This window comes from Pseudomonas sp. URIL14HWK12:I6 (genome assembly GCF_000514195.1).
In the GTDB taxonomy this organism is placed as follows: domain Bacteria; phylum Pseudomonadota; class Gammaproteobacteria; order Pseudomonadales; family Pseudomonadaceae; genus Aquipseudomonas; species Aquipseudomonas putida_A.
On sequence record NZ_AZVL01000028.1, the window covers coordinates 29,246 to 54,021 of the forward strand.

24 protein-coding genes and 1 tRNA gene are annotated in these 24,776 nt (G+C 60.6%); 19 read left to right on the forward strand and 6 right to left on the reverse strand.

Annotation, left to right across the window (positions count from 1 at the left end):
• Positions 1-2 precede the first annotated feature (2 nt).
• From folK to H043_RS0124755, 10 genes are all read left to right on the forward strand, one after another.
• Entirely contained in the window at positions 3-488 is a 486-nt protein-coding gene (gene folK, locus H043_RS0124705; protein WP_027614098.1) for a 2-amino-4-hydroxy-6-hydroxymethyldihydropteridine diphosphokinase, read from the forward strand.
• A 398-nt stretch (positions 489-886) separates the two neighbouring features.
• Positions 887-1,687, forward strand: coding sequence for a 3-methyl-2-oxobutanoate hydroxymethyltransferase (panB, locus tag H043_RS0124715; protein WP_027614100.1), 801 nt, complete (start codon positions 887-889; stop codon positions 1,685-1,687).
• Entirely contained in the window at positions 1,684-2,544 is an 861-nt protein-coding gene (gene panC / locus H043_RS0124720; RefSeq protein WP_027614101.1) for a pantoate--beta-alanine ligase, read from the forward strand. Before panB ends, panC begins: the two co-directional genes overlap by 4 nt.
• Positions 2,545-2,744: 200 nt before the next feature.
• Entirely contained in the window at positions 2,745-3,125 is a 381-nt protein-coding gene (panD, locus tag H043_RS0124725) for an aspartate 1-decarboxylase (RefSeq protein ID WP_003228271.1), read from the forward strand.
• A gap of 230 nt (positions 3,126-3,355) precedes the next feature.
• Positions 3,356-5,020: a glucose-6-phosphate isomerase gene (gene pgi, locus H043_RS0124730; RefSeq protein WP_027614102.1), complete on the forward strand. Its 1,665-nt coding sequence runs from the start codon at positions 3,356-3,358 to the stop codon at positions 5,018-5,020.
• A gap of 213 nt (positions 5,021-5,233) precedes the next feature.
• The gene (gene acs / locus H043_RS0124735) at positions 5,234-7,171 is read left to right on the forward strand and encodes an acetate--CoA ligase (RefSeq protein WP_027614103.1); all 1,938 of its coding nucleotides are present in this window, start codon (positions 5,234-5,236) and stop codon (positions 7,169-7,171) included.
• Positions 7,172-7,222: 51 nt separating this feature from the next.
• Positions 7,223-8,095, forward strand: coding sequence for an oxygenase MpaB family protein (locus tag H043_RS0124740; protein ID WP_027614104.1), 873 nt, complete (start codon positions 7,223-7,225; stop codon positions 8,093-8,095).
• Between the two features lie 149 nt (positions 8,096-8,244).
• Positions 8,245-9,261 carry a class I SAM-dependent rRNA methyltransferase gene (locus H043_RS0124745; protein WP_027614105.1) on the forward strand — a complete coding sequence of 339 codons (1,017 nt, stop codon included), beginning with the start codon at positions 8,245-8,247 and terminating at the stop codon, positions 9,259-9,261.
• A gap of 219 nt (positions 9,262-9,480) precedes the next feature.
• A complete protein-coding gene (locus tag H043_RS0124750) occupies positions 9,481-12,429 on the forward strand; it encodes a DUF748 domain-containing protein (RefSeq protein WP_027614106.1) in 2,949 nt (982 codons plus the stop codon).
• Positions 12,429-12,725: a DUF2845 domain-containing protein gene (locus H043_RS0124755; RefSeq protein WP_027614107.1), complete on the forward strand. Its 297-nt coding sequence runs from the start codon at positions 12,429-12,431 to the stop codon at positions 12,723-12,725. Before H043_RS0124750 ends, H043_RS0124755 begins: the two co-directional genes overlap by 1 nt.
• A 270-nt stretch (positions 12,726-12,995) precedes the next feature.
• On the opposite strand, the gene H043_RS0124760 is transcribed toward H043_RS0124755, so the two are convergent.
• Positions 12,996-13,352: a BON domain-containing protein gene (locus H043_RS0124760; protein ID WP_007963876.1), complete on the reverse strand. Its 357-nt coding sequence runs from the start codon at positions 13,350-13,352 to the stop codon at positions 12,996-12,998.
• A gap of 296 nt (positions 13,353-13,648) precedes the next feature.
• Positions 13,649-14,089, reverse strand: a complete 441-nt coding sequence (locus H043_RS0124765; protein ID WP_027614108.1) for a pilin — start codon at positions 14,087-14,089, stop codon at positions 13,649-13,651.
• Positions 14,090-14,317: 228 nt separating this feature from the next.
• On the opposite strand from H043_RS0124765, the gene pilB reads away from it, so the two are divergent.
• From pilB to yacG, 5 genes are read left to right on the forward strand one after another with little or no spacing between them, the layout of a single operon-like run.
• Complete coding sequence (pilB, locus tag H043_RS0124770) at positions 14,318-16,018, forward strand: type IV-A pilus assembly ATPase PilB (RefSeq protein WP_027614109.1); 1,701 nt, start codon at positions 14,318-14,320, stop codon at positions 16,016-16,018.
• Between the two features lie 2 nt (positions 16,019-16,020).
• On the forward strand, positions 16,021-17,238 hold the full coding sequence (locus tag H043_RS0124775; protein ID WP_027614110.1) for a type II secretion system F family protein: 1,218 nt from the start codon (positions 16,021-16,023) through the stop codon (positions 17,236-17,238).
• A gap of 1 nt (position 17,239) precedes the next feature.
• On the forward strand, positions 17,240-18,112 hold the full coding sequence (locus H043_RS0124780; protein ID WP_027614111.1) for an A24 family peptidase: 873 nt from the start codon (positions 17,240-17,242) through the stop codon (positions 18,110-18,112).
• Positions 18,109-18,732, forward strand: a complete 624-nt coding sequence (gene coaE / locus H043_RS0124785) for a dephospho-CoA kinase (RefSeq protein WP_027614112.1) — start codon at positions 18,109-18,111, stop codon at positions 18,730-18,732. The genes H043_RS0124780 and coaE overlap by 4 nt, the downstream gene beginning before the upstream one ends.
• Positions 18,729-18,926, forward strand: coding sequence for a DNA gyrase inhibitor YacG (gene yacG, locus H043_RS0124790; RefSeq protein WP_003228296.1), 198 nt, complete (start codon positions 18,729-18,731; stop codon positions 18,924-18,926). Before coaE ends, yacG begins: the two co-directional genes overlap by 4 nt.
• Before the next feature lie 6 nt (positions 18,927-18,932).
• On the opposite strand, the gene H043_RS0124795 is transcribed toward yacG, so the two are convergent.
• Together H043_RS0124795 and H043_RS0124800 are read right to left on the reverse strand one after the other, a co-directional pair.
• A complete protein-coding gene (locus H043_RS0124795) occupies positions 18,933-19,148 on the reverse strand; it encodes a hypothetical protein (RefSeq protein WP_003228298.1) in 216 nt (71 codons plus the stop codon).
• 65 nt (positions 19,149-19,213) lie between these two features.
• A complete protein-coding gene (locus H043_RS0124800; protein ID WP_027614113.1) occupies positions 19,214-19,903 on the reverse strand; it encodes an energy-coupling factor ABC transporter permease in 690 nt (229 codons plus the stop codon).
• A 117-nt stretch (positions 19,904-20,020) separates the two neighbouring features.
• On the opposite strand from H043_RS0124800, the gene H043_RS0124805 reads away from it, so the two are divergent.
• From H043_RS0124805 to H043_RS0124820, 4 genes are all read left to right on the forward strand, one after another.
• The gene (locus H043_RS0124805) at positions 20,021-20,647 is read left to right on the forward strand and encodes a DUF1780 domain-containing protein (RefSeq protein WP_025108806.1); all 627 of its coding nucleotides are present in this window, start codon (positions 20,021-20,023) and stop codon (positions 20,645-20,647) included.
• On the forward strand, positions 20,644-21,171 hold the full coding sequence (locus tag H043_RS0124810; RefSeq protein WP_027614114.1) for an MOSC domain-containing protein: 528 nt from the start codon (positions 20,644-20,646) through the stop codon (positions 21,169-21,171). The genes H043_RS0124805 and H043_RS0124810 overlap by 4 nt, the downstream gene beginning before the upstream one ends.
• Before the next feature lie 51 nt (positions 21,172-21,222).
• Positions 21,223-21,396 (forward strand): DUF3094 family protein, encoded by a 174-nt coding sequence (locus tag H043_RS29325; RefSeq protein WP_003228304.1) that lies wholly within the window; start codon positions 21,223-21,225, stop codon positions 21,394-21,396.
• 63 nt (positions 21,397-21,459) lie between these two features.
• Entirely contained in the window at positions 21,460-22,758 is a 1,299-nt protein-coding gene (locus H043_RS0124820; protein ID WP_003228306.1) for an NAD(P)/FAD-dependent oxidoreductase, read from the forward strand.
• Between the two features lie 151 nt (positions 22,759-22,909).
• Here the strand turns inward: H043_RS0124820 and H043_RS0124825 are convergent, their stop codons facing one another.
• Together H043_RS0124825 and H043_RS0124830 are read right to left on the reverse strand one after the other, a co-directional pair.
• Positions 22,910-24,535 (reverse strand): methyl-accepting chemotaxis protein, encoded by a 1,626-nt coding sequence (locus H043_RS0124825; RefSeq protein ID WP_027614115.1) that lies wholly within the window; start codon positions 24,533-24,535, stop codon positions 22,910-22,912.
• 162 nt (positions 24,536-24,697) lie between these two features.
• A tRNA-Pro gene (locus tag H043_RS0124830) sits at positions 24,698-24,774 on the reverse strand.
• Between the last annotated feature and the right edge of the window lie 2 nt (positions 24,775-24,776).

Consider the following 24,776-nt stretch of genomic DNA (forward strand, 5'->3'; position numbering starts at 1 on the left):
GCATGGAACGCATCTATATCGGCCTGGGCAGCAACCTCGCTGACCCGGCCGAACAATTGCGCAGCGCGCTCAACGCGCTGGGGCAATTGCCGCAGACCACCCTCGCCGGCGTCTCGGCGTTCTATCAGAGCGATTCACTGCTGCCAGGGCAACCGCGTTACACCAATGCGGTCGCCGCCCTCGACAGTGATCTCGCGCCGCTCGATTTGCTCGATGCGCTGCAAGCCATCGAGAACGACCAGGGCCGCGAACGCCTCGAACGCTGGGGCCCGCGCACGCTTGATCTGGACATCCTGTTGTTCGGCGATCGCCTGATCGATGAGCCACGCCTGAAAGTCCCGCATTATCAGATTCAGGAACGGGCGTTCGTTCTGTATCCGCTGGCCGAACTGGCTCCCGCAGACCTGCGCCTGGCCGATGGCCGCGCGCTGTCCGATCTGCTCGCCGCCTGCCCGTTCGTAGGCCTCGAACGCCTCGCGCACGCTTGAAACCACACCTCCTGTGGGAGCGGGCTTGCTCGCGAAAGCGTCGTGTCAGTCACTCAATCAGTCAACAGACCCACCGCTTTCGCGAGCAAGCCCGCTCCCACATCGAGTATTCCAATTCTTATTTTTTGTCGGACAAAAAACCCGCCAATCAGGCCCGCCGCGCCGCTGAATCGCATCAGTAACGCCGGTAACACTCCCCTCGTAACAATGCGGTAACACACGCAATTGACTTCCGCTTGGCTCCTCACGACTATAGGCGTCCCGCTGCCGCCAACCCGGCACATACGGGCGCAATCCAGGCCTTATAAGCACGACAAAAGAGCGTGCGCCTGAGTAGACGAAGAATCACGCGCGTTACTCGCAGTAGTTTCCAGAGCGCCTGAACGAGGATTTTTTACATGCCAGCCATCACCCTGACCACGCTCCAGAGCCTCAAGCAGAAAGGTGAAAAGATCACCATGCTGACCTGCTATGACGCGACCTTCGCCCACGCCTGCAACGAGGCCGGTGTCGAAGTGCTGCTGGTGGGCGACTCCCTCGGCATGGTTCTGCAAGGGCACGACAGCACCTTGCCGGTGACCACCGCAGAAATGGCCTACCACACCGCCTGCGTCAAACGCGGCAACACCGACGCCCTGATCCTGGCTGACCTGCCGTTCATGGCCAACGCCACCCTCGAACAAACCATGACCAACAGCGCCATGCTGATGCAGGCCGGTGCGCACATGGTCAAGGTCGAGGGTGCGCTGTGGCTGGCGGAGTCGATCCGCCTGCTGGCCGAGCGCGGTGTGCCGGTCTGCGCGCACATGGGCCTGACTCCACAAGCGGTGAACATTCTTGGTGGCTATAAAGTGCAGGGCCGCAACGAGAACCAGGCGCGGCAGATGCGTGCCGACGCGATCTCGCTGGAACAGGCCGGTGCTTCGATGCTGCTGCTCGAATGCGTGCCGAGCGAGCTGGCTGCGGAAATCAGCCAGGCGGTGAAGATTCCGGTCATCGGCATCGGCGCCGGTAGCGATACCGACGGCCAGGTGCTGGTGCTGCACGACATGCTCGGCCTGTCGATCACCGGCCGCGTGCCGAAATTCGTCAAGAACTTCATGCAGGGTCAGGACAGCATCCAGTCCGCACTTAAAGCCTACGTCAACGAAGTCAAAGGCGTTACTTTCCCTGGGATCGAACACGGATTCTCTGCATGAACACCGTTAAAACCGTACGCGAACTGCGCGCCGCCGTGGCGCGCGCCCGCAGTGAAGGCAAGCGCATCGGCTTCGTGCCGACCATGGGCAACCTGCACAGCGGCCATATCGCGCTGATCACCAAAGCCACTCAGCGCGTGGATTTCGTGGTCGCGAGCATTTTCGTCAACCCGCTGCAGTTCGGCGCCGGCGAAGACCTCGACAAGTACCCGCGCACCCTGGCGGCGGATCAGGAAAAGCTGCTGCAAGCCGGCTGCCACTTGCTGTTCGCCCCGACCGTCGAAGAGATGTACCCCGACGGCATGGCCGGGCAGACCCGGGTCAGCGTTCCGCAACTGTCCGAAGGCCTGTGCGGCGCCAGCCGTCCGGGGCACTTCGAAGGTGTGGCGACGGTGGTCAGCAAGCTGTTCAACATGGTCCAGCCGGATCTGGCGATCTTCGGCCAGAAGGACTTCCAGCAACTGGCGGTGATCCGCGCGCTGGTGCATGACCTGAACATGCCAATCCAGATCATCGGCGAACCGACCGTGCGCGCGGCTGACGGCCTGGCGCTGTCATCGCGCAACGGCTTCCTCAACGAAGATCAGCGCGCGGTGGCGCCGGTGGTCTATCGCACCCTGAGCGCGATTGCCGAGTCGATCAAGCAAGGTGAGCGCGACTACCCGGCGCTGATCGCCGCTCAGGTACAACAGCTGGAAGCCGCCGGCCTGCGTCCGGATTACCTGGAAATCCGCCACGCCCTGACCTTGCGTCCGGCGACGGCAGAAGACCGCGATCTGGTGATTCTGGTGGCGGCGTTCCTCGGCACCACGCGGTTGATCGACAACCTGCACCTGAACCTCGATAGCCCGACTTAACCAACACCGCAATATCCCCTGTGGGAGCGAGCCTGCTCGCGAATGCGATCTGTCAGCTGACAACGATGTCGACTGTTCCGACGCTTTCGCGAGCAGGCTCGCTCCCACAGTGGTTTCTGGTGTCCACACAGACCATATTGCCGCCCCCAAAGCCTTCGGGCACACTGCCCGCCGTTTGCTTCCAACCCGGGAAATCCCTCATGCACGCCATCATGCTCAAGGCCAAGCTGCACCGCGCCGAAGTCACTCACGCGGTACTCGATTACGAAGGTTCCTGCGCCATTGATGGCGAATGGCTGGACTTGTCCGGCATCCGTGAGTACGAGCAGATCCAGATCTATAACGTCGACAACGGCGAGCGCTTCACCACCTACGCGATTCGTGGCGAAGAAGGTTCGCGGATGATTTCGGTCAACGGCGCAGCCGCGCATAAAGCCAAGGTCGGCGACCGCGTGATCATTTGCGCCTACGCCCATTACAGCGAAGCGGAACTGCTGAACTTCAAGCCGCGCATGCTCTACATGGCCCCGGGCAACGAGCTCAGCCACACCAGCAACGCCATTCCGGTTCAGGTGGCCTGAGCCGCTTCGACGCGCCACTCCCCTTCCGTTGGTCGGCCAGTTCCCGGTATTGATGTTAAAAAAGTACAGGGAACAGGTCAGAAGAAGTCAAGACAGATCGCAGCGCGAGGTTTACTGTATTCGCCCTGCGTTGAAAAATCGTGTCGACGCATTTGACCCTCGCCCAAACATGGCGTATCGGTCTGTTCTGTGTTCAAAAGGCCGTTCAAGTAAAAAGGAAAACCGCAGCGATGGCGTACTACCGCACTCCTCATGACGTTACCGCTCTGCCTGCCTGGCAAGCGTTGAAAGATCACCGCCAAGCCATGCAGGATTTCAGCATGCGCGAAGCCTTCAACGCCGATCCGCAGCGCTTCAATCAATTCACGCTCAGCAGCTGCGGACTGTTTCTCGATTATTCGAAGAACCTGATCAACGCCGAGACCCGCAACCTGCTGGTGGGCCTGGCCAATGAAGTCGATCTGAAAGGCGCGATCAAAGCGCTGTTCGACGGCGAAATCGTCAACGCCTCCGAAGGCCGCCCGGCGCTGCATACCGCCCTGCGCCGTCCGGTCGGCGACAAGCTGTCGGTCAACGGCGTCAACGTGATGCCGGAAGTGCACAAGGTGCTGAACCAGATCACGGATCTGGTCGGCCGCATCCATGACGGTCTGTGGCGTGGTTACACCGAGAAGCCGATCACTGACGTGGTCAACATCGGCATCGGTGGTTCTTTCCTCGGCCCGGAGCTGGTCTCCGAAGCGCTGTTGTCCTACGCGCAGAAAGGCGTGCGTTGCCATTACCTGGCGAACATCGACGGCAGTGAGTTCCACGAACTGACGCAAAAGCTGCGCGCCGAAACCACGCTGTTCATCGTTTCGTCGAAATCCTTCAACACCCTCGAAACCCTGAAGAACGCTCAGGCCGCCCGCGCCTGGTACCTGGCTCAGGGCGGTTCGGAAGCCGAGCTGTATCGCCACTTCATCGCGGTATCGAGCAACAATGCTGCGGCCGTCGCGTTCGGCATCCGTGAAGAAAACATCTTCCCGATGTGGGACTGGGTCGGCGGTCGTTACTCGCTGTGGTCGGCCATCGGTCTGCCGATTGCCCTGGCCATCGGCATGTCCAACTTCAAGGAACTGCTGTCCGGTGCCTACACCATGGACCAGCATTTCCAGAGCGCACCATTCGAACAGAACATGCCAGTGCTGCTGGCCCTGCTCGGCGTGTGGTACGGCAACTTCTGGGGCGCGCAAAGCCACGCGATCCTGCCGTACGACCACTATCTGCGCAACATCACCAAGCACTTGCAACAGCTGGACATGGAATCCAACGGCAAGAGCGTGCGTCAGGACGGCACCTCGGTGTCGACCGATACCGGCCCGGTGATCTGGGGCGGCGTCGGCTGCAACGGTCAGCACGCTTATCACCAGTTGCTGCACCAGGGCACCCAACTGATCCCGGCTGATTTCATCGTGCCGATCGTCAGCTTCAACCCGGTCTCCGATCACCATCAGTGGCTGTACGCCAACTGCCTGTCGCAAAGCCAGGCGCTGATGCTCGGCAAGACCCTGCCGGAAGCCGAAGCCGAACTGCGCGAAAAAGGCATGAGCGAAGAGCAGGTGCACAAACTCGCACCGCACAAGGTGATCCCGGGCAACCGTCCGAGCAACACCATTGTGGTCGAGCGCATCAGCCCGCGTCGTCTCGGCGCGCTGGTCGCCATGTATGAGCACAAAGTGTTCGTGCAAAGCGTGGTCTGGGGCATCAACGCCTTCGACCAGTGGGGCGTGGAACTGGGCAAGGAACTGGGCAAAGGCGTTTACAACCGTCTGGTCGGCAGCGATGAAACCGTTGCTGACGATGCTTCTACCCAGGGCCTGATCAACTACTTCCGCGGTCGTCACCGCGGGTGATGTGAATGGGTTGCCCACAATTCCTGTGGGCAACCCATTTCCAATGTGGGAGCGAGCCTGCTCGCGAATTCGGTGTGTCATTCAGCATCTTTGTGACTGATACACCGCATTCGCGAGCAGGCTCGCTCCCACAGTTGTTTTAGGGATGACTTGAACCTCCGGGCCGCTCGGCGCATCTTTATTCCTGTCGCACAACAAGAATAAGTAACCGTCATGTTCGATATCAGCACGTTCCCCAAAGCCGATGCCGTCCGCCGGGCTGCGCAGTTGAGTCAGGACGACTACAAGCGTCTGTACCGCGAATCGATTGAACACCCCAGCGCCTTCTGGGCCGAACAGGCCACCCGCTTCCTCGACTGGAGCACACCGTGGCAGACCGTCCAGCGCTACGACCTGAAAACCGGTGAAGCGTCCTGGTTTGCCGGCGGCCAACTGAACGTCAGTTACAACTGCATCGACCGCCACCTCGCCCAGCGCGGCGAGCAGACTGCGATCCTCTGGGAAGGCGACGACCCGGCCGAATCAGCGCAGATCACCTACAAAAAACTCCACCATCACGTCTGCCGCCTGGCCAATGTGCTGAAAAGCCGTGGGGTGAAAAAAGGCGATCGGGTGTGCATCTACATGCCGATGATCCCCGAGGCGGCCTACGCCATGCTCGCCTGCGCGCGGATCGGCGCGATTCACTCGGTGGTGTTCGGTGGCTTCTCCCCGGACTCATTGCGTGACCGCATTCTCGACGCCGACTGCCGCACGGTGATCACCGCCGATGAAGGCGTACGCGGCGGCAAGTTCGTGCCACTCAAGCACAACGTCGACAAGGCCCTGCAAAGTTGTCCGGACGTCAGCACCGTCGTCGTAGTCGAGCGCAGCCAAGGCAAAGTCGATTGGGTCGAAGGCCGTGACCTCTGGTATCACCAGGCCGTGCGTGACGTCAGCGATGACTGTCCACCGGAGCCAATGGACGCCGAGGATCCGCTGTTCATCCTTTATACCTCCGGCAGCACCGGCAAACCCAAGGGCGTGCTGCACACCACCGGCGGCTACCTGCTGCAGGCGGCGATGACCTTCAAATACGTGCTCGATTACCGCGAGGGCGAAGTGTTCTGGTGCACCGCCGATGTCGGTTGGGTTACCGGCCACAGCTACATCGTCTACGGCCCGCTGGCCAACGGCGCGACCACGCTGATCTTCGAAGGCGTGCCAAGTTATCCGAGCACCTCGCGCTTTTGGCAGGTGATCGACAAACACAAAGTGAACATCTTCTACACCGCACCGACCGCCCTGCGTGCGCTGATGCGCGAAGGTGCCGGGCCGCTGCAGGAAACGTCGCGCCAAAGCCTCAGATTGCTCGGCAGCGTCGGAGAGCCGATCAACCCGGAAGCGTGGGAATGGTACTTCAACGTGGTCGGCGAGCAGCGCTGCCCGATTGTCGATACCTGGTGGCAGACCGAAACCGGCGGGATCATGCTCAGCCCGTTGGTCAGTGCGCAACGCATCAAGCCGGGTTGCGCCACGCAGCCGATGTTCGGCGTGCAACCGGTGCTGCTCGACGAGCACGGCAAGGAAATCAAAGGCGCCGGCAGCGGCGTGCTGGCGATCAAATCCAGTTGGCCGGCGCAGATCCGCAGCGTCTACGGCGATCCGCAAAGAATGGTCGACACCTATTTCAAACCCTACCCCGGCTATTACTTCACCGGTGACGGCGCACGCCGCGACGAGGACGGCGATTACTGGATTACCGGGCGCATCGACGACGTGATCAACGTCTCCGGCCACCGCATCGGCACCGCCGAAGTGGAAAGCGCGCTGGTGCTGCACGACAGCATCGCCGAGGCGGCCGTGGTCGGTTACCCGCACGACGTCAAAGGCCAGGGCATCTACGCCTTCGTCACCCCCATGAACGGCGTCGAACCGAGCGACGAGCTGAAGAAGGAACTGCTGGCCCACGTCAGCAAGGAAATCGGCAGCTTCGCCAAACCGGACCTGATCCAGTGGGCGCCGGCCTTGCCGAAAACCCGTTCAGGCAAGATCATGCGGCGGATCCTGCGCAAGATCGCCTGCAACGAACTCGACAGCCTCGGCGACACCTCGACCCTGGCCGACCCGAGCGTAGTACAAGGCTTGATCGACAAACGACTGAATCAGTAACGTCCCCGGCGCGGTCAACCGGCCGCGCCCGTCCACCACCAATGAGTTGTCATGGAATTCATCCGCAGCCGTATCGAAAACCAACTCATGAGCCTGACCGGTCTGTCCCTCGGTCAGCTCGACCTGGAAAATCCCAAGGGCGATCCCGGGCTGTTCGGGCCGGACTCGGTCAGTTGGCAAGTGCACGGCGATTTCAGCAGCATGCTGATCGGCGGCATCAGCGCGTTGTTGCTGCAAGCCCTGCATCCGCTGGCGCTGGCCGGGGTCTGGGACCATTCGAATTTTCGTCAGGACATGCTCGGTCGTTTGCGCCGCACCAGTCAGTTTGTCTCCGGCACCACCTTCGGCTCGCGCCGCGACGCCGAATGGCTGATCGACAAAGTGCGCAGCATTCACCTGCAGGTGGTCGGTACCGCGCCGGATGGCCGGCCGTATGCCGCCAGCGATCCGGACCTGCTGACCTGGGTGCATGTTGCCGAGGTCAGTCACTTTCTTGCCGCGCATCTGCGTTACCGCAACCCGCATTTGTCGGCGGCGGATCAGGATCGTTACTACGCGGAAATCGCCGTGGTCGCCGAGCGCCTGGGTGCGCGGGACGTGCCGAAATCGCGGCAGGCCGTGGCCGACTATCTGCAACGCATGCGCCCGCAATTGCTCTGTGATGAACGCAGCCGCGAAGTCCTGCGCTTGCTGCTCGACGCCCCGGCTCCGAGCGTGCTGGCCCGACCGTTTGGCGACTTGATGATGAAGGCCGGCATCGACCTGCTGCCGGACTGGGCAAGCGCCATGTTCGGCATACGGCAGAACCCGCTGCAACGCCAGTTGATCCGCGCCAGCGTGAAGCGCAGTGCGCCGATGCTGCGCTGGGCGATGCGCAACGGTTCGGTGCAGCGCGCCAAACGCCGAATGGGACTGCTGACCTAAAAGCTTCGCGAGCAGGCTCGCTCCCACAGGAGATTTGATTTGCAGCATAGATCCTGTGTGGGAGCGAGCCTGCTCGCGAAGGGCGCAACTCGATTGCCCGCCAAGCTGCTAAACTCCCGCGCCCCCATTCTCATCAGCAAGGCGCACGCATGTCTTCCTTGAATCAGGCGCTGCGCGCCGCTCTCGATAAACGCCAGAATCTGCTCGCTGAGCTGCACAGCCAAGGCACCGATTGCTATCGGCTGTTCCACGGCAGCCAGGAAGGCGCCGGTGGCCTGACCGTCGACCGCTACGGTCCGCAATTGCTGGTGCAGAGTTTTCACCAGACGCTGGAGCGTGACGACCTGGTGCAACTGCACGCCATGGTCAATCAGACCCTGGGCTTCGAAACCCTGCTGGTCTACAACGACCGCTCCCGGGGCAACTCGCGGATCGACCGCGAAGACAGCGTCTACAAAGCCGACGCCGCCGCGCTGGCGGATCTGGTCGGTCACGAATGGGGCCTGAACTATCGCGTGCGCGGGCGGCATGCCGGGCAGGATCCGCTGCTGTTTCTCGACCTGCGCAACACCCGTGGCTGGGTCAAGGATCACGCCAAGGGCAAAAGCGTGCTCAACCTGTTTGCCTACACCTGTGGCGTCGGCCTGAGTGCCGCTGCCGGCGGTGCGCGCGAGGTGTGCAATTTGGATTTCGCCGAGGGCAATCTGGCGGTCGGCCGGGAAAACGGTCTGCTCAACCCGCAATTGCCCGAGATGCAATTCATCCAGTCCGATTACTTCCCGGCGATCCGTCAGCTCGCCGGCCTGCCGATCAGCCAGCGGCGCGGGCAGAAACTGCCGAGCTATCAGCGACTCGACCAGCGTCAATACGATCTGGTGCTGCTCGACCCGCCCGCTTGGGCCAAGAGCGCCTTCGGCACCGTCGACCTGCTGCGCGACTATCAGAGCCTGCTCAAGCCGGCGCTGCTGACCACCGCTGACAACGGCGTGCTGATCTGCTGCAACAACCTGGCAAAAGTCAGCATGGACGACTGGCGCGAACAGGTCCTGCGTTGTGCAGAGAAGGCCGGGCGACCGGTCCGCGAATGGAGCGTGATGACTCCGGGCGCGGACTTCCCGTCGCTGGATCAACAGCCACCGCTGAAAACCCTGATCCTGCAGTTGTAACCCTCCTCTGTGGCTGACAGCTGCCCACTGTGGGAGCGAGCCTGCTCGCGAAAGCGGTGTATCAGCCACCAGACGGGGTGACTGATAGAACGCCTTCGCGAGCAGGCTCGCTCCCACAGGGTTTTGTGTTGCTGCAGAACAATCTGAACAATCCTGCCCCCCACGATGTACTTCGGAACCAGAATCGCGTGCCATACTCCAAGGCACTCCGATTCAGAGATGACGCCGCACATGCCCAAAGGATTGATTCGCGCGATTGGCGCCTTGTTGACTGCTCTGGCCCTCTACAGCCTGCTGGGGTTTCTGATTTTGCCGGGCATCGCCCTGCGTATCGCCAACCAGCAACTGGCGAACTACGCCACGGTGCCGGCGCATATCCAGCGCATCGAACTCAATCCGTTCAGCCTGGAAGTCACCCTATGGGGCTTGGTCGTCGGTGAGCCGGGCAAGGAGCAGGTCGGCTTCGAGCGGCTGTACGCCAACCTGCAACTCGACAGCCTGTGGACCAAGGCGCTGCACCTGGCCGATATCGAGCTGGACAAGCCCAAGACCGAAATCCTCTTCGCCAAGGACGGCCAGCTCAATCTGCTGGGCCTGTTCAAGATTCCCGCCAGCGAACCGACCCCGGCCGATCCGAATGCCAAGCCGTTCCCGCTGCGCATCGATCGCATCCAGCTGGCCGGTGGCAATGTACATTTCCAGGACGCCCGTCCGAGTGAACCGATCGAGTTCATCTACGACAAGCTCGACTTCGAGCTGAAAAACCTCAGCACTCTGCCCGACGACAACGCCGACATGACACTGGTCGCCGCCGGCCCGGCCGGTGGGCAGATCGACTGGAAGGGCAACTTCAGCCTGATCCCGTTCACCTCCGAAGGCACACTGAAAGTCACCGACGGCAAGATGAAGTCATTCTGGCCCTACGTGCGTGACGCGCTGCCGCTGGTACTCGAAGACGGCGTGCTGAATCTCAGCACCGAGTACAAACTGAATCTGTCGAAAGAAACCGAACTACAGCTGAACAACGTCGCGGTGAGCATTGCGCCGTTCGCGATCAAGGCGCCGGACGGACGCCAATTGGCGAAACTTGAACGACTGGACGTCAGCGAAACCTCGCTGGACCTGGCCAAACAGCAAGTGGTAGTCGGCAAGATCCGCAGCAACAAACTGGAAACCTGGGCTGCGCTCGAAGCCGACGGCCAGCTTGACTGGCAGAAACTGTTCGCCAGCCAGCCATCGAAACCTGCCGCCAAGGCCGCCGCCGAACCCAAGACCACTCCGGCCGCCGCCGACTCGCCAAAAGCGCCGGCCGCGCCGAGCAAGCCCTGGCAAGTGCTGCTCAAAGACGTCCAGCTACGCAACTACACCGTGCATCTCGCCGACCGTTCGGCCAACCCGCCGGTGGCGCTGGATGTGACGCCGCTGAACATTGATCTGCAGGATTTCGACAGCCTCAACGGTTCGCCCTTCAAGGTCAGGCTCGACAGCGGCCTGGGCAAGCAAGGCAAGATCAACGCCGACGGCGTGGTCAACCTCGCGCCGGTCACCGCCCAGCTCAATGTGAAAACCCAGGACATCGACCTGCGTGTCGCGCAGTCCTACATCAATCCGTTCATTCGCCTGGAACTGCGCAGCGGCATGCTTGGCAGCGACCTCAAGGTCAACCTCAAGAGCACCGAACCGCTCGCACTCGGCGTGACCGGGCGCGCGCAGATCGATCAACTGCACACCCTCGACACCCTGAAAACCCGCGACTTCCTCAAGTGGCAGCAAGTGGTGGTTGAAGGCATCAACTATCAACACGGTGACAGCCTGTCGATCGACAAAGTGATCCTGTTCCAGCCGTACGCGCGATTCATGATCAACGACGACCGCACCACCAACATCGACGACCTGCTGATCCCGCAGCCCGCCGACAATGGTGCGAAAACCGCTGCGGCGAAACCGGCCAGCAAAGACAAACCACTGGGCATTCACATCGGCGCGATTGCAATCAACGATGGCTCGGCCAACTTCGCCGATTTCAGCCTGACGCCGAATTTCGCTACGGCGGTCCAACAGCTCAACGGCCAGATCGGCACCATCGACAGTCGTCAGGCGAAACCGGCCAGCGTCGACATCAAGGGCAAGGTCGACCGCTATGCCCCGGTGACCATCAAAGGCGCGGTCAATCCATTCGACCCGATGGCCAGCCTCGACATCGCCACCAGTTTCAAACGCGTCGAGCTGACCACCCTGACCCCGTACTCCGGCAAGTTCGCCGGTTACCGCATCCGCAAGGGCCGGCTCAACCTCGACCTGCATTACCTGATCACCAAGGGCCAGTTGAAGGCTGAAAACAAAGTGGTGGTCGAGCAACTGCAACTCGGTGAAAAAGTCGACAGCCCGGATGCCGTGAGCCTGCCGCTGAAACTGGCGATTGCCCTGCTCAAGGACGTAGACGGCAAGATCTCCATCGAACTACCAGTGACCGGCGACCTCAACAACCCGCAGTTCAGCGTGATGCCGATTGTCTGGCAGACCCTGCGCAACCTGATCGTCAAGGCCGCCGCCGCACCGTTCAAGATGATTGGCGGGCTGATCAACGGTGGCGGCTCCGAAGACCTCGGTACCGTGTCCTTTGCCCCGGGTTCGAGCGACCTGAGCAAGGATGCCGAGTCGGCGCTGGATAAACTGTCCAAGGCCCTCAAGGAACGTCCGGCCCTGCGTCTGGAAATCGAAGGCACTGCCGCACAGAGCAGCGACGGCCCGTTGATTGCCGAGCAGCGTCTGGAGCGCGAATACCAGTACAACTACTACAAGATGCTCCAGCGCCGTGGCGACAAGGTGCCGGCCCAGGCTTCCCTGTTGCAAGTGCCGGAGAACGAGAAAGGCCCGCTGCTCGAAGGCATTTACCGTACTCGACTGAAAACCCAGCCACCGGCCGAATGGAAAGATCTGGGCAAGGAAGAACGCACGGCGAAAATGCGTGATGGTGTGATCAAGTTCTGGAGTTCCAGCGATGTACTGCTGCGGCAGTTGGGTCAGGAACGCGCCAGCAGCATCAAGGACTATCTGGTCGACAAAGGTCAACTGGCCGATGATCGGGTGTACTTCATCGATGCCAATCTGGGCGAAGCCGAGAGCGATGGCCGAGTGGTGACGCAAATGCACCTGGACGCCGAATGATGAACCACAAGTGGCTGCTTGCGCTGATGCTGGTGCTCGCCGCCAGCCCGGCTCTGGCCTCTGACACGCTGCGTTGTGGCAGTCAGTTGGTCAGCCTCGGTGACCGCGCCAGCGAAGTACTGCAGAAGTGTGGCGAACCGGTCAGCCGCGATGTCCTCGGCTACAAGCGCAGCGCCAACCGCCGCGAAGAATTTCAGGTCGAGGAATGGACCTACGGCCCGAGCAACGGCATGTATCAATACCTGCGCTTTGAAGGCAATCGCCTGCGGCAGATCAACAGCAAGCGCGGTAATTGAACCAAAACCTATATCCCTGTGGGAGCGGGCTTGCTCGCGAATGCGGTGGGTCAGTTAATGAATATGCCTGCTGACACACCGCATTCGCGAGCAAGCCCGCTCCCACATTTCGTTTTTTATCACCTGAAAATAGAACAGGCCCCGACACAAGTGCCGGGGCCCGTAATGGTCACATCCGTGTGACCGTTCGCATGAACTCTAAAGTTGCGGCAGACGTATTGCTCGGCCCGTCTGTCGCGTCTTCTCCCGGTCCAGGCGAGAAGTCATGCCTTACTCGGCTTTCAGGCCGTCAGCGGAGACCGCTTTGACGCCTTTGATTTTCTTGGTGATGTTCACAGCGGTGGTTTTCTGAGCTTCGGTGACAGCGACGTCAGAAGACAGGGAAACCACACCCTTGTTGGTTTCGACTTTGATGTCGGTACCAGGAATGCCTTTTTCGGTTACCAGGTCGCTTTTGACTTTGGTAGTGATCCAGGTATCGGAAGTAGCTTCTTTAGCCTTGGTCATTTCACCAGCAGCCAGAGTCATTGGAGCCTGAGTAGCCTGGGTGGATTGTGCGAAAGCACCGGAAGCCATGGTCAGGGTCAGCGCGGTAGCAGCAGCGGCAGTGATAGCGAACTTCTTCATACGAGTAACTCCTGTTTTTCTGGAAAGTCTGCTGGTTGTCTTGTCAGCAGGGTTACTGGGTATATTGCGAAGGCTGTGCCAACTTTTCGAAAGACAATAAATCCTTTTAAATCAATGATTTACGAATTAAGCAAATTTTCGGAATCATGCAATTTGCATGACAAGTGCATTATCGACATGCAAGTTGCGGCTTTTCGGAAAGTTCCTAACACGCTGAAATTCTTGAAGCTTTTTTCCAGCGTCAAAAGACAAAAAAATGCCCCGCAAAGCGGGGCATTTTCCTTCAGACCATCGCATCAAGTGCCGCTGGCGGTGCAGCCTTTTGGCGAATAGTCAGCATTGACTGTTGTGGCGCAGGTCCACACACCAGAGGTGTTGCCTGTTGCGGCACCCGAACGGCTGAGTGTGATGGTTTTGCCCAATACCGGACCCGGTGCGTTCACCAATGTGCAAGTAATCGAGCCGGCACCGGTCGAGGCAGTTCCCGACGCCGCCAGCGTGCAGTTGGAGGTAGTGGCTGAAGCGCCCCCCGCCACCAGTGTCAGCGTAGGGTCAGTACCTTGATTAATGGTGTCCTCGAACGGCACCTTCAGCGCACTGATTTCGGCCAGACCTGCCGTCACTTTCGAACGCGCCTGGTATTTTGAGTATTGCGGCAAGGCGATGGTCGCCAGAATCCCGATGATCGCCACCACGATCAGCAGCTCGATCAGAGTGAAACCTTTTTGGTTGTTCATAGACAGGCTCTCCATGCATGAGTCGGAATCTCATGATCTGCAAAGGGCTCAGCATAGGCCGTGCCAACCGCTTGCAGACCCCGCACGTTCGGCATAAAGGTGCCGTGTCGCGCTTTCCTACAACCTGTAACCGCACTATCTGACACTTTTTGTCACCTGTACCGGGCGTGTTTGGCGCTGTCACTTGACTAGGCTATAAGTCATGAACTGTCAGCATCCGGAATCCCCATGAATGACATCGCTCTGAGCGGTCTGGCCAAGCAATTGGTGCAGGCCGAACTGCTTACGGAAAAAAGCGCCCAGCAGGCCTGGCAACAGGCGCAGCGCAATCGGCTGTCGCTGGTCAGCTACCTGGTGCAGAACAAACTGGTGAAGAGCTCACAGGTGGCCGAGATCGCTTCCGAGCATTTCGGTATGGCCTTCATGGACCTCAATTGCCTGGACAAGGAAACCCAGCCCAAAGGCCTGGTCAGTGAAAAACTGGTGCGCCAGCATCACGCCCTGCCCTTGTGGCGCCGTGGCAACAAGCTGTTCGTGGGCATTTCCGACCCGAGCAATCATCAGGCGATCAATGACATTCAGTTCAGCACCGGGCTGAGCACCGAAGCCATTCTGGTGGAGGACGACAAGCTCACCGAGGCCATCGAGAAATTCTTCGACACCCACGCCAGCGGCCTCGAAGAAATGGCCGACGTCGATCTCGACGGCGTGGATGTCGAGTCCGTCGACGACAGCCGCCAGGACGCCATTGGCGGACTCGACGCCGATGACGCGCCGGTCGTGCGTTTCGTGCACAAGATGCTGCTCGACGCGATCAAGAGTGGCTCCTCTGATCTGCACTTCGAACCTTACGAAAAGACCTTCCGGGTGCGGGTGCGCACCGATGGCATCCTGCGCGAGGTGGCCAAACCGCCGATCCAGTTGGCCGGGCGAATCGCCGCACGCCTGAAAGTCATGGCCAGCCTGGATATCTCGGAACGGCGCAAACCCCAGGACGGGCGGATCAAGATGCGCCTGTCGAAGACCAAGTCCATCGACTTCCGGGTCAACACCCTGCCGACCCTGTGGGGCGAAAAAGTGGTGATCCGGATTCTCGACCCGTCCAGCGCGCAGATCGGCATCGATGCATTGGGTTACGAACCGGCGCAGAAAGAGCTGTACATGGCAGCGCTCAAGCAGCCCCAAGGGATGATTCTGGTGACCGGACCTACCGGGTCGGGGAAAACCGTATCGCTGTACACCGGCCTCAATATCCTCAACACCGTCGACATCAACATTTCCACCGCCGAAGACCCGGTGGAAATCAACATGGAAGGCATCAACCAGGTCAACGTCAATCCGAAACAGGGGCTGGATTTTGCTCAGGCCCTGCGTTCGTTTCTGCGGCAGGATCCGGACGTGATCATGGTCGGCGAGATCCGTGACCTGGAAACCGCCGAAATCGCGATCAAGGCCGCGCAGACCGGCCACCTGGTGCTGTCCACGCTGCACACCAACAGCGCCGCCGAAACCCTGACCCGCCTGCACAACATGGGCATTCCCGGGTTCAACATCGCCACCTCGGTGAGCCTGATCATCGCCCAGCGCCTGGCGCGCAAGCTGTGCAGCCACTGCAAAAAACCGATCGAGATCCCCCGCGAAACACTGATCAAGGAAGGTTTCCCGCCGGAACAGATCGGCAGTTTCACGATCTATGAGCCGGTCGGTTGCGACCTCTGCAACGGCGGCTACAAGGGACGCGTGGGGATTTACGAAGTGGTGAAAAACACCCCGGACCTGCAACGGCTGATCATGGCCGAAGGCAATTCGCTGGAAATCGACAGCCAGATGCGTCGCGACGGCTTCGACGACCTGCGCACCTCTGGCCTGCGCAAGGCCATGCAAGGCATCACCAGCCTGGAAGAAATCAACCGGGTCACCAAGGACTGAACATGGCGGTCAAGGCAGCGAAAATCAGCATCTACGCCTGGGAAGGCACGGATCGCAAAGGCAGCAAAGTCACGGGCGAGTTGAGCGGGCAGAACCCCGCGCTGATCAAGGCCCAGTTGCGCAAGCAGGGGATCAACCCGGGCAAGGTACGGAAGAAATCCACCTCTTTGCTCAACCTCGGCAAACGCATCAAAGCGCAGGACATCGCCCTGTTCACCCGGCAGATGGCAACCATGATGAAGGCCGGCGTACCGCTGTTGCAGTCGTTCGACATCATTGGCGAAGGCTTCGACAACCCGGCGATGCGCAAACTGGTAGACGAGGTGAAGCAAGAGGTGGCGGCCGGCAACAGCTTCGCCGCCGCCTTGCGCAAGAAGCCGCAGTATTTCGATGAGCTGTATTGCAACCTGGTGGATGCCGGCGAGCAATCGGGCGCGCTCGATACGTTGCTCGAACGGGTCGCGACCTATAAGGAAAAAAGCGAAGCACTCAAGGCCAAGATCAAGAAAGCCCTGACCTACCCCAGCGCCGTGGTGCTGGTGGCAATGGTCGTCACCGGGATTCTGCTGGTAAAAGTCGTGCCGCAGTTTCAGTCGGTATTTTCCGGCTTCGGCGCCGAATTGCCGGCCTTCACCCTGATGGTGATCAGTCTCTCGGAGTTCATGCAGCAATGGTGGTGGGTAGTGCTTGGTGCTTTGATCGCGGCGGTGTTCGGTATCCGTCATGCGCTGAAGAAATCCCAGGCATTGCGCGACCGCAAAGACACCTGGCTGCTGAAGCTGCCGCTGGTGGGCACGCTGATGTACAAATCGGCGGTGGCGCGATTCGCCCGCACCCTGTCGACCACCTTCGCCGCTGGCGTACCGCTGGTGGAGGCACTGGATTCGGTGGCGGGTGCCACCGGTAACGTGGTGTTCAAACGCGCGGTGCTGCGCATCCGTCAGGACGTCGCCACCGGCATGCAGCTGAATTTCTCGATGCGCAGCACCGGAGTCTTCCCCAACATGGCGGTGCAGATGACCGCCATCGGTGAGGAATCGGGCGCGCTGGATGACATGCTCGACAAGGTCGCCGGTTTTTATGAAGAGGAAGTGGATAACATGGTCGACAACCTCACCAGCCTGATGGAGCCGTTCGTCATGGTGGTGCTCGGGGTCATCGTCGGCGGGCTGGTCGTGGCCATGTACCTGCCGATCTTCCAGCTTGGCTCAGCGATCTGACATGCCTATCGACGAACTCTTCAGTCTGTATCCGCTGGCCTTTGTGTGCACCGCTCTGCTGTTGGGTCTGGTGGTCGGCAGTTTCCTCAACGTACTGGTCTGGCGCCTGCCGAAAATGCTCGAGCGCGATTGGCGCCAGCAGGCGCAGGATGTCCTCGGCCTGCCGAGCGAAACACCACTGCCGACCTACAACCTGATGCTGCCGCACTCCCAGTGCCCACACTGCGGCCACCGGATTCGGGCTTGGGAAAACATTCCGCTGCTCAGTTACCTGGTGCTGCGCGGACGCTGTTCGGCGTGTGCCGCGCCCATCAGCAAACGTTATCCTCTGACCGAACTGGCCTGCGGCCTGCTTTCGGCATTCGTCGCCTGGCATCTGGGGTTCGGCTGGCCGGCTGGTCTGTTGATCGTCCTCACTTGGGGGCTGCTGGCGATGAGCCTGATCGACACCGAACATCAACTGCTGCCCGATGTGCTGGTGTTGCCGTTGTTGTGGCTGGGGCTGATCGTCAACAGTTTCGGGCTGTTCGTCTCGCTGAACGCGGCGTTGTGGGGTGCGGTGGCCGGTTACATGGCGCTGTGGTCAGTGTTCTGGCTGTTCAAGCTGCTGACCGGCAAGGACGGCATCGGCCACGGCGATTTCAAGCTGCTTGCGCTGCTCGGGGCCTGGGGCGGCTGGCAGATTCTGCCGCTGACGATCCTGCTGTCATCGCTGGTGGGGGCGATTGTCGGGGTGGTTCTACTGCGTCTGCGTGAGCAGAAAACCTCGACGCCGATGCCCTTCGGCCCGTATCTGGCAATTGCCGGCTGGATTGCCTTGCTCTGGGGTGGTCAAATAACCGACTTCTATTGGCAGTTTGTCGGTTTGAAATGAATACCCGTGTGGAAAAACCCTGGATTCTTGGCCTGACCGGCGGCATCGGCAGCGGCAAAAGCGCCGCGGCCCAGCACTTCATCGATCTCGGGATCCATGTGGTCGACGCCGACCACGCGGCGCGCTGGGTGGTCGAGCCGGGGCGTCCGGCACTGGCGAAGATTGCTGAACACTTCGGTTCCGGCGTCCTGCAAGCCGATGGCACGCTGGACCGTGCGGCCCTGCGCAAGTTGATCTTTGAAGTGCCTGAAGAACGCCGCTGGCTCGAAGCCCTGCTGCATCCGTTGATCGCCGAGGAAATCGCTCACCATCTGGCGCTGGCAAAATCGCCTTATGCGATTCTGGTGTCGCCGCTGCTGATCGAATCCGGGCAATACGCGATGACCCAGCGCATCCTGGTGATCGACGCCCCGCAACAACTGCAGATCGAACGCACCTTGCAGCGTGACCAGACCAGCGAACAACAGGTCCAGGCGATCCTCAAGGCCCAGTCCAGCCGTGAAGACCGCGTGAGCCGTGCCGATGATGTGGTGGTCAACGACCGCGACCTCGCCTCGTTGCACAGCGAAGTCGAGCGCCTGCATCACTTTTACCTGACTTTATCCGGAGGCCAGTCATGAGCCCTACAACCGTCGAATGCCCAACCTGCGGCGCCCCCGTGGAATTTACCCCCGAGAACAAATTCCGCCCGTTCTGCTCCGATCGCTGCAAGCTGATCGACCTCGGCGCCTGGGCGTCCGAAGAGCACAAGATTCCGGTCGCCCCGGATGCCGAAGACGAAATGTTCTCCGGCGATTTCGACCCGCGTCACTGATCGCGATCAGGGCCGCATGAAGCCGTAGTCCTGATCGTCGTCGAGGTTTTCCGCGAGAAAGCGCAACTCGTCGGCCAGGTCTTCGGCGTTGCGCACCGTCTTGCTCTGTTGCACCACCGCGCTGAGCAAGGCGCGCAGACTCAGGCCCGGATCGAAGCCCACCTCCAGCGCCATGTCCAGACTCTGCCGCGTCTCCTGCCTCGCCCACTCGTAAACACTCATGCCGCTGCTCCTGAAGGAATTTGGCCGAGCATGAAATGCCGCGTGGATGACGGATTTGATGTGGATCAAGACTTGGGATCGTCGTCCTTCCACGGCGCCGAAAGGTAGCGGGTGCGGTTGAAGGTTTCCAGCCACTCGGGGCTGAACACCACCAGCGCGCTGATCACCATGCCGTTGATAAAGGCTTCGGGGAAAATCAGCAGCCACAGGTAGCCGATGAAGTCTTCCAGCCATTCCGGCATGGCGAACAGACCGTCGTACCACAGCAGGCCCAGACTCAGCGTCAGACACAGCAATGCGGACAACGCTGCGGCAAAGAACCCGGAACAGAAGATATACACAAACGGATTACGCGGCTGGGCACGCTCGACGAGGATCGCCACACACTCGGTGATCAAAACCGGCAACAGGATCAGCGACGTACCGTTGACCCCAACCGCCGCCAGATCCTGACGTCCGAGCAACACCAGCCCGAGCTGCGCCACCAGCCCTCCGATGATCGCCAGCGGCCAGTCGAGCAGCAACGTCACGGCGGTCATACCGATGAAGTGATAAGAAACCCCGGTGTCGAAATCCCTGCGCACCATCCACAGCAGAAACAAGGCGAACACCGTGCCGAACAGCAGATGCTGGCGGCGACTGTCAGTGAACAACTCGACCCACGGCGTACGACAGATCGCCCACAACAACACCGGCAGGTAAATCAGCCAGCCGAGTGTCAGGCTCGTCGACGACAGCAGTTCTGCACCGATCATGAATCCCTTACCTTCTCCATGGGTTTAATTCCTTCATCGGAGTCTACACCGCCCTCTTCCGGGCATCAGCCGATGCAAAGCTTTCTGCTTGTCGCATTTGAACGCTAAGCTTGGCCTATGGATGACTCAGATTACTTACGCCTGCTGACCATTGCGGCCGAGCAAGCCAACGCGTTCCTGTCCAATGCCCGCAAATGGGAGCGTGAGCGTTGGGTCTGCCAGCGCCTGCTGCAAGGCTTGAACATTCCCTACCGTGTCGATGAGTTCGCCCCCGCCGGCGAGCCGCCGGACGTGCTGTTTCGCGATGCCAATTTCGAAGTGTTCTTCGTTCTCGATGAAGGCCGCAGGCTCAACGACGAATGGCGCGATGAACTGCAACGCCGCCGCAGTGCGTTCTCCCTCAGCCAGTTGGTGCGTCGTGAAGCCAAGCCACGGCGGATCCCGGCCAATGAGTTCTTGCTGCGACTGGCGCCGACCTTGCGCAAAAAAGCGCACAACTACAAGGAACGCGGCATGGATCTGGGCGAACTGGACATCATCGCCTTCGCCAGCCTCAAGCGCGAAGTGCTGGACCTGAACAGCCATTTTCCACCGCCGACCGAGTATCTGCGTCAGGGTTGGCGTTCGCTGTCGCTGGTCGGCCCGACCTTCGCCCGGGTGCTGTTCGCCCATCCCGATGCGCCGGACTTTCTGCGCAGCAACCTCGGTCGCAGTATCGTCTTCGATGTCGGGATCAGCCTGTGACGCCGCTGCAGCAGTTGATTGCCGACGTCCCGCAGACTGGCCGCGTACGCTGGATCGGCGTGCGCCCCGAGTCTCGCGGCCCGATGATCGAGCTCGACGCCGTCGAGGCACGGCTCGAAGCCGGATTGACCGGTGACCACGCCCGCCCCGGCGTGCGCAACGCGCGGCAAGTAACGTTGATTCAGTTCGAACACCTGGCGGTCATCAGCGCGTTGATGGGCCGGCCTGAAGATCAACCCGTGAGGCCTGAAGACCTGCGGCGCAATCTGGTCATCAGCGGCATCAATCTGTTTAGTCTGAAGGGTCGGCGCTTTCGCATCGGTCAGGCAATATTCGAGACCACCGGTTGGTGCCAGCCCTGCGCGCGCCTGCAAAACGACCTCGGTCCCGGCACCTTTCAAGCGGTGCGCGGGCATGGCGGAATAACCGCGCGGGTGTTACAAAGCGGGATCATTCGCCTCGACGACGGTGTGTCTGTCGAACCGGTTCCGGACAGCGGCTATGCTGCGTTCAACCCCGGTTGAAAACCGCTGTAGCTTCTGCACATTCAGCAACGTCTACCTGACGAGGCCTTTATGACCAGCCGCCTGAACCCCGAAGACCAAAAGCATGTCGAAGAGTACCTGCAGTTGTCCCAACACCGTGTCGAGCGCCGGCCTTTCCGGCCGTGGATGCTCCTGGTGCTGGTGCTGGCAGTGACCATTGGTCTGGGCCTGCTGAGCCGACTTATCAGTTACCTGACGCTATGAGCAGCATTGCGCTCGCGAAGGTGATTGCACCGATTTCCTTTAAAAACCTTGCGAGTTATCCCTATGTCCCATCGTATTGTTATTGTCGGCGGCGGCGCCGGCGGTCTGGAGTTGGCTACCCGTCTGGGTAAGACTCTGGGCAAGCGCGGCACGGCCAGTGTGATGCTGGTCGACGCGAACCTGACGCACATCTGGAAGCCTCTGCTGCACGAAGTGGCCGCCGGATCGCTGAACTCTTCCGAAGACGAACTCAACTATGTTGCCCAGGCGAAATGGAACCACTTCGAGTTCCAGCTGGGGCGCATGAGCGGGCTTGATCGCGCGCAGAAAAAAATCCAGTTGGCCGCCACCTACGACGAGAACGGCGTAGAGCTGGTTCCCGCGCGTGAAGTAGCCTACGACTCGCTGGTGATCAGCGTCGGCAGCACCACCAACGATTTCGGCACCCAGGGCGCAGCGCAGCACTGCCTGTTCCTCGACACCCGCAAACAGGCCGAACGCTTTCACCAACAATTGCTCAATCACTACCTGCGCGCACATGCCGGGCAGACCGATGTGATCGAACAGATCAGCGTGGCGATCGTTGGTGCCGGCGCCACAGGCGTCGAGCTGGCGGCAGAACTGCACAACGCCGCACATGAACTGGCCGCTTACGGCCTCGACCGGATCAAACCGGAGAACATGCACATCACCCTGATCGAAGCCGGCCCACGGGTGCTGCCAGCGCTGCCAGAGCGCATCAGCGGCCCGGTGCACAAGACCCTGGAGAAACTCGGGGTCAATGTGATGACCAACGCTTCGGTCAGCGAAGTGACCGCCGACAGCCTGATCACCGCTGATGGCAACGTGATCAAGGCCAGCCTGAAAGTCTGGGCCGCCGGCATTCGCGCGCCGGGTTTCCTCAAGGACATCGACGGTCTGGAAACCAACCGTATCAATCAGCTGCAAGTGTTGCCGACGTTGCAGACCACCCGCGACGAAAACATTTTCGCCTTCGGTGACTGCGCCGCCTGCCCACAGCCGGGTTCGGATCGCAATGTGCCGCCGCGTGCGCAAGCCGCGCACCAACAGGCGTCGTTGCTGGCCAAATCGCTGAAGCTACGTATCGAGGGCAAAACCCTGCCGGAGTACAAATACACCGACTACGGCTCGCTGATTTCGCTGTCGCGTTTTTCGGCTGTGGGTAACTTGATGGGTAACCTGACCGGCAGTGTGATGCTGGAGGGCTGGCTGGCGCGGATGTTCTACGTGTCGCTGTACCGCATGCACCAGATGGCACTGTACGGACCGTTCCGCACGGCGATGCTGATGCTGGGCAGCAAGATCGGCCGCGGCACCGAGCCACGCTTGAAGCTGCATTGATCTAAAACTGTGGGAGCGGGCTTGCTCGCGAAGAGGTCGTGTCATTCAACATTCATGTCGACTGATACACCGCTTTCGCGAGCAAGCCCGCTCCCACACTGTTCTGCGCAGCTCAAAAATCCAGCTCACTCCTGCAATCGGTCTCTGCACATCAGAGCTGGAAGCGCCGCACCATGCCTTGCAGCGCGTTGGCCAGTTGCGACAGTTGGTGACTCGACGCGCTGGTCTGATCGGCACCCGCTGCCGAACGCACCGACAGGTCGCGAATGTTCACCAGATTACGATCCACTTCCCGCGCGACTTGCGCCTGCTCCTCCGCCGCACTGGCGATCACCAGATTGCGCTCATGAATCTCATGCACTGACGCGGTGATGGTTTCCAGCGCCTCCCCGGCGCGCTCGGCCAACGCCAGCGTGGTCGTGGCCCGTGCAGCGCTGGCCTGCATAGAGTCCAGCGCCAAGCTTGAGCCACTGCGCATGCCCTGCACCATCTGCTCGATCTCCTGCGTCGATTGCTGAGTGCGATAGGCCAGCGCCCGCACCTCATCGGCAACCACCGCAAAACCGCGTCCGCTCTCCCCTGCGCGTGCTGCCTCAATGGCCGCGTTGAGCGCAAGCAGGTTGGTCTGCTCGGCAATCGCACGGATGACATCCAGCACTTTGCCGATGTCCTGTGACTGGTTGGCCAGCGATTGCACCAACTCGCCGGTGTGCTGCACGTCGCTGGCCAGCGCATTGATGGCCGACGCGGTGTCACTGACCCGCGCCTGCCCCAGTTGCGCCGACTCACTGGATTGGCGGGTGGCATCGGACGTCGACACCGCGTTGCGCGCGACTTCTTCAACCGCCGTGGTCATTTCATTGACCGCCGTGGCGGCCTGTTCGATTTCGTTGTTCTGCTGCTGCAGGCCTTGTGTGCTGTCGAGCGTCACCGCGTTGAGCTCATCGGCAGCGGTGGCCAGTTGCGTGGCCGAACCGCTGATGCCTTGCAGCGTTTCCCGCAGGTTCTGCTGCATGGTCGCCAGCGCCTTGAGCAATCGGCTGACTTCATCGTTACCGTGGGTTTCAATCGGTCGGGTCAGGTCGCCCCGGGCCACACTTTCGGCAGCGCTGACGGCGCTGCTCAGCGGACGGACGATGCTGCGGGTGAGCAACATCGCCAGCGCCACCGTGGCCAGCGCCGCCAGCGCGATGAACAGACTGACGATGGTGCGTGAGGTCTGATAGTGGTCAGCGGATTTCTGACTTTCCGCGGCAACCTGCCTGGCGAACAGATCCGCCAGGTCATTGAGCTGCTTGCCGGAGCCGTCGACCACGGTCTTCATATCAACCAGCAACAGTTTGGTCAGCTCGTCACGCTGGCCTTGATCGGCCAGGGTGAAGGATTGCGCGATGCCGGTGCGATACGCGGCGAAGGTTTTTTTGAACTGGCCATAGAGCTGCTGGCCTTCCGCCGTGGTGACCAGTTTGTCGTAGGCGGCGATCTTCTCGCTCAGCTCCTTGTCGCGGGTATCCATCTGGCTGCGGTAAGTCGCGACGTTCTTCGGATCCTGATCAAGCGCCATGCGCAGGGAAATCGTGCGGATCCGCAACATCAGCTCGCGAATCTCGTCACCGCCGCGAATGCTCGGCAACCACTGGCTCTCGACCGCGACCTCACTGTCACGGATGCTCGACATCTGCCCCAAGGCGAATACCCCAAGCAGCGCCACCAGGACCGCGATCAGGGCAAAACCCAATGCGGCACGTGGTGCAATATTCAACTGACGAAGCAACATGACGGACGCCCTTATTCTTGTATTGGCCAGATTGAAGGGGCGAACAGCGGCAGTCCCCTCTCGTTAGCGGGCTATCGGCAAGTTGTACGATGACTTGAAGGGAATTGTCTTTCGCGAGGACAAAAAAAATCCCCGTATCTTTCGATACGAGGATTTTTAATATGGTCGGGGTAAGGGGATTCGAACTCCTGACATCCTGCTCCCAAAGCAGGCGCGCTACCGGACTGCGCTATACCCCGGT

What these genes read in the sequence shown, in the direction of transcription:
- folK (WP_027614098.1), top strand. Translation starts at nt 3, where the DNA reads ATGGAACGCATCTATATCGGCCTGGGCAGCAACCTCGCTGACCCGGCC.
- panB (WP_027614100.1), top strand. Translation starts at nt 887, where the DNA reads ATGCCAGCCATCACCCTGACCACGCTCCAGAGCCTCAAGCAGAAAGGT.
- panC (WP_027614101.1), top strand. Translation starts at nt 1,684, where the DNA reads ATGAACACCGTTAAAACCGTACGCGAACTGCGCGCCGCCGTGGCGCGC.
- panD (WP_003228271.1), top strand. Translation starts at nt 2,745, where the DNA reads ATGCACGCCATCATGCTCAAGGCCAAGCTGCACCGCGCCGAAGTCACT.
- pgi (WP_027614102.1), top strand. Translation starts at nt 3,356, where the DNA reads ATGGCGTACTACCGCACTCCTCATGACGTTACCGCTCTGCCTGCCTGG.
- acs (WP_027614103.1), top strand. Translation starts at nt 5,234, where the DNA reads ATGTTCGATATCAGCACGTTCCCCAAAGCCGATGCCGTCCGCCGGGCT.
- H043_RS0124740 (WP_027614104.1), top strand. Translation starts at nt 7,223, where the DNA reads ATGGAATTCATCCGCAGCCGTATCGAAAACCAACTCATGAGCCTGACC.
- H043_RS0124745 (WP_027614105.1), top strand. Translation starts at nt 8,245, where the DNA reads ATGTCTTCCTTGAATCAGGCGCTGCGCGCCGCTCTCGATAAACGCCAG.
- H043_RS0124750 (WP_027614106.1), top strand. Translation starts at nt 9,481, where the DNA reads ATGACGCCGCACATGCCCAAAGGATTGATTCGCGCGATTGGCGCCTTG.
- H043_RS0124755 (WP_027614107.1), top strand. Translation starts at nt 12,429, where the DNA reads ATGAACCACAAGTGGCTGCTTGCGCTGATGCTGGTGCTCGCCGCCAGC.
- H043_RS0124760 (WP_007963876.1), bottom strand. Translation starts at nt 13,352, where the DNA reads ATGAAGAAGTTCGCTATCACTGCCGCTGCTGCTACCGCGCTGACCCTG.
- H043_RS0124765 (WP_027614108.1), bottom strand. Translation starts at nt 14,089, where the DNA reads ATGAACAACCAAAAAGGTTTCACTCTGATCGAGCTGCTGATCGTGGTG.
- pilB (WP_027614109.1), top strand. Translation starts at nt 14,318, where the DNA reads ATGAATGACATCGCTCTGAGCGGTCTGGCCAAGCAATTGGTGCAGGCC.
- H043_RS0124775 (WP_027614110.1), top strand. Translation starts at nt 16,021, where the DNA reads ATGGCGGTCAAGGCAGCGAAAATCAGCATCTACGCCTGGGAAGGCACG.
- H043_RS0124780 (WP_027614111.1), top strand. Translation starts at nt 17,240, where the DNA reads ATGCCTATCGACGAACTCTTCAGTCTGTATCCGCTGGCCTTTGTGTGC.
- coaE (WP_027614112.1), top strand. Translation starts at nt 18,109, where the DNA reads ATGAATACCCGTGTGGAAAAACCCTGGATTCTTGGCCTGACCGGCGGC.
- yacG (WP_003228296.1), top strand. Translation starts at nt 18,729, where the DNA reads ATGAGCCCTACAACCGTCGAATGCCCAACCTGCGGCGCCCCCGTGGAA.
- H043_RS0124795 (WP_003228298.1), bottom strand. Translation starts at nt 19,148, where the DNA reads ATGAGTGTTTACGAGTGGGCGAGGCAGGAGACGCGGCAGAGTCTGGAC.
- H043_RS0124800 (WP_027614113.1), bottom strand. Translation starts at nt 19,903, where the DNA reads ATGATCGGTGCAGAACTGCTGTCGTCGACGAGCCTGACACTCGGCTGG.
- H043_RS0124805 (WP_025108806.1), top strand. Translation starts at nt 20,021, where the DNA reads ATGGATGACTCAGATTACTTACGCCTGCTGACCATTGCGGCCGAGCAA.
- H043_RS29325 (WP_003228304.1), top strand. Translation starts at nt 21,223, where the DNA reads ATGACCAGCCGCCTGAACCCCGAAGACCAAAAGCATGTCGAAGAGTAC.
- H043_RS0124820 (WP_003228306.1), top strand. Translation starts at nt 21,460, where the DNA reads ATGTCCCATCGTATTGTTATTGTCGGCGGCGGCGCCGGCGGTCTGGAG.
- H043_RS0124825 (WP_027614115.1), bottom strand. Translation starts at nt 24,535, where the DNA reads ATGTTGCTTCGTCAGTTGAATATTGCACCACGTGCCGCATTGGGTTTT.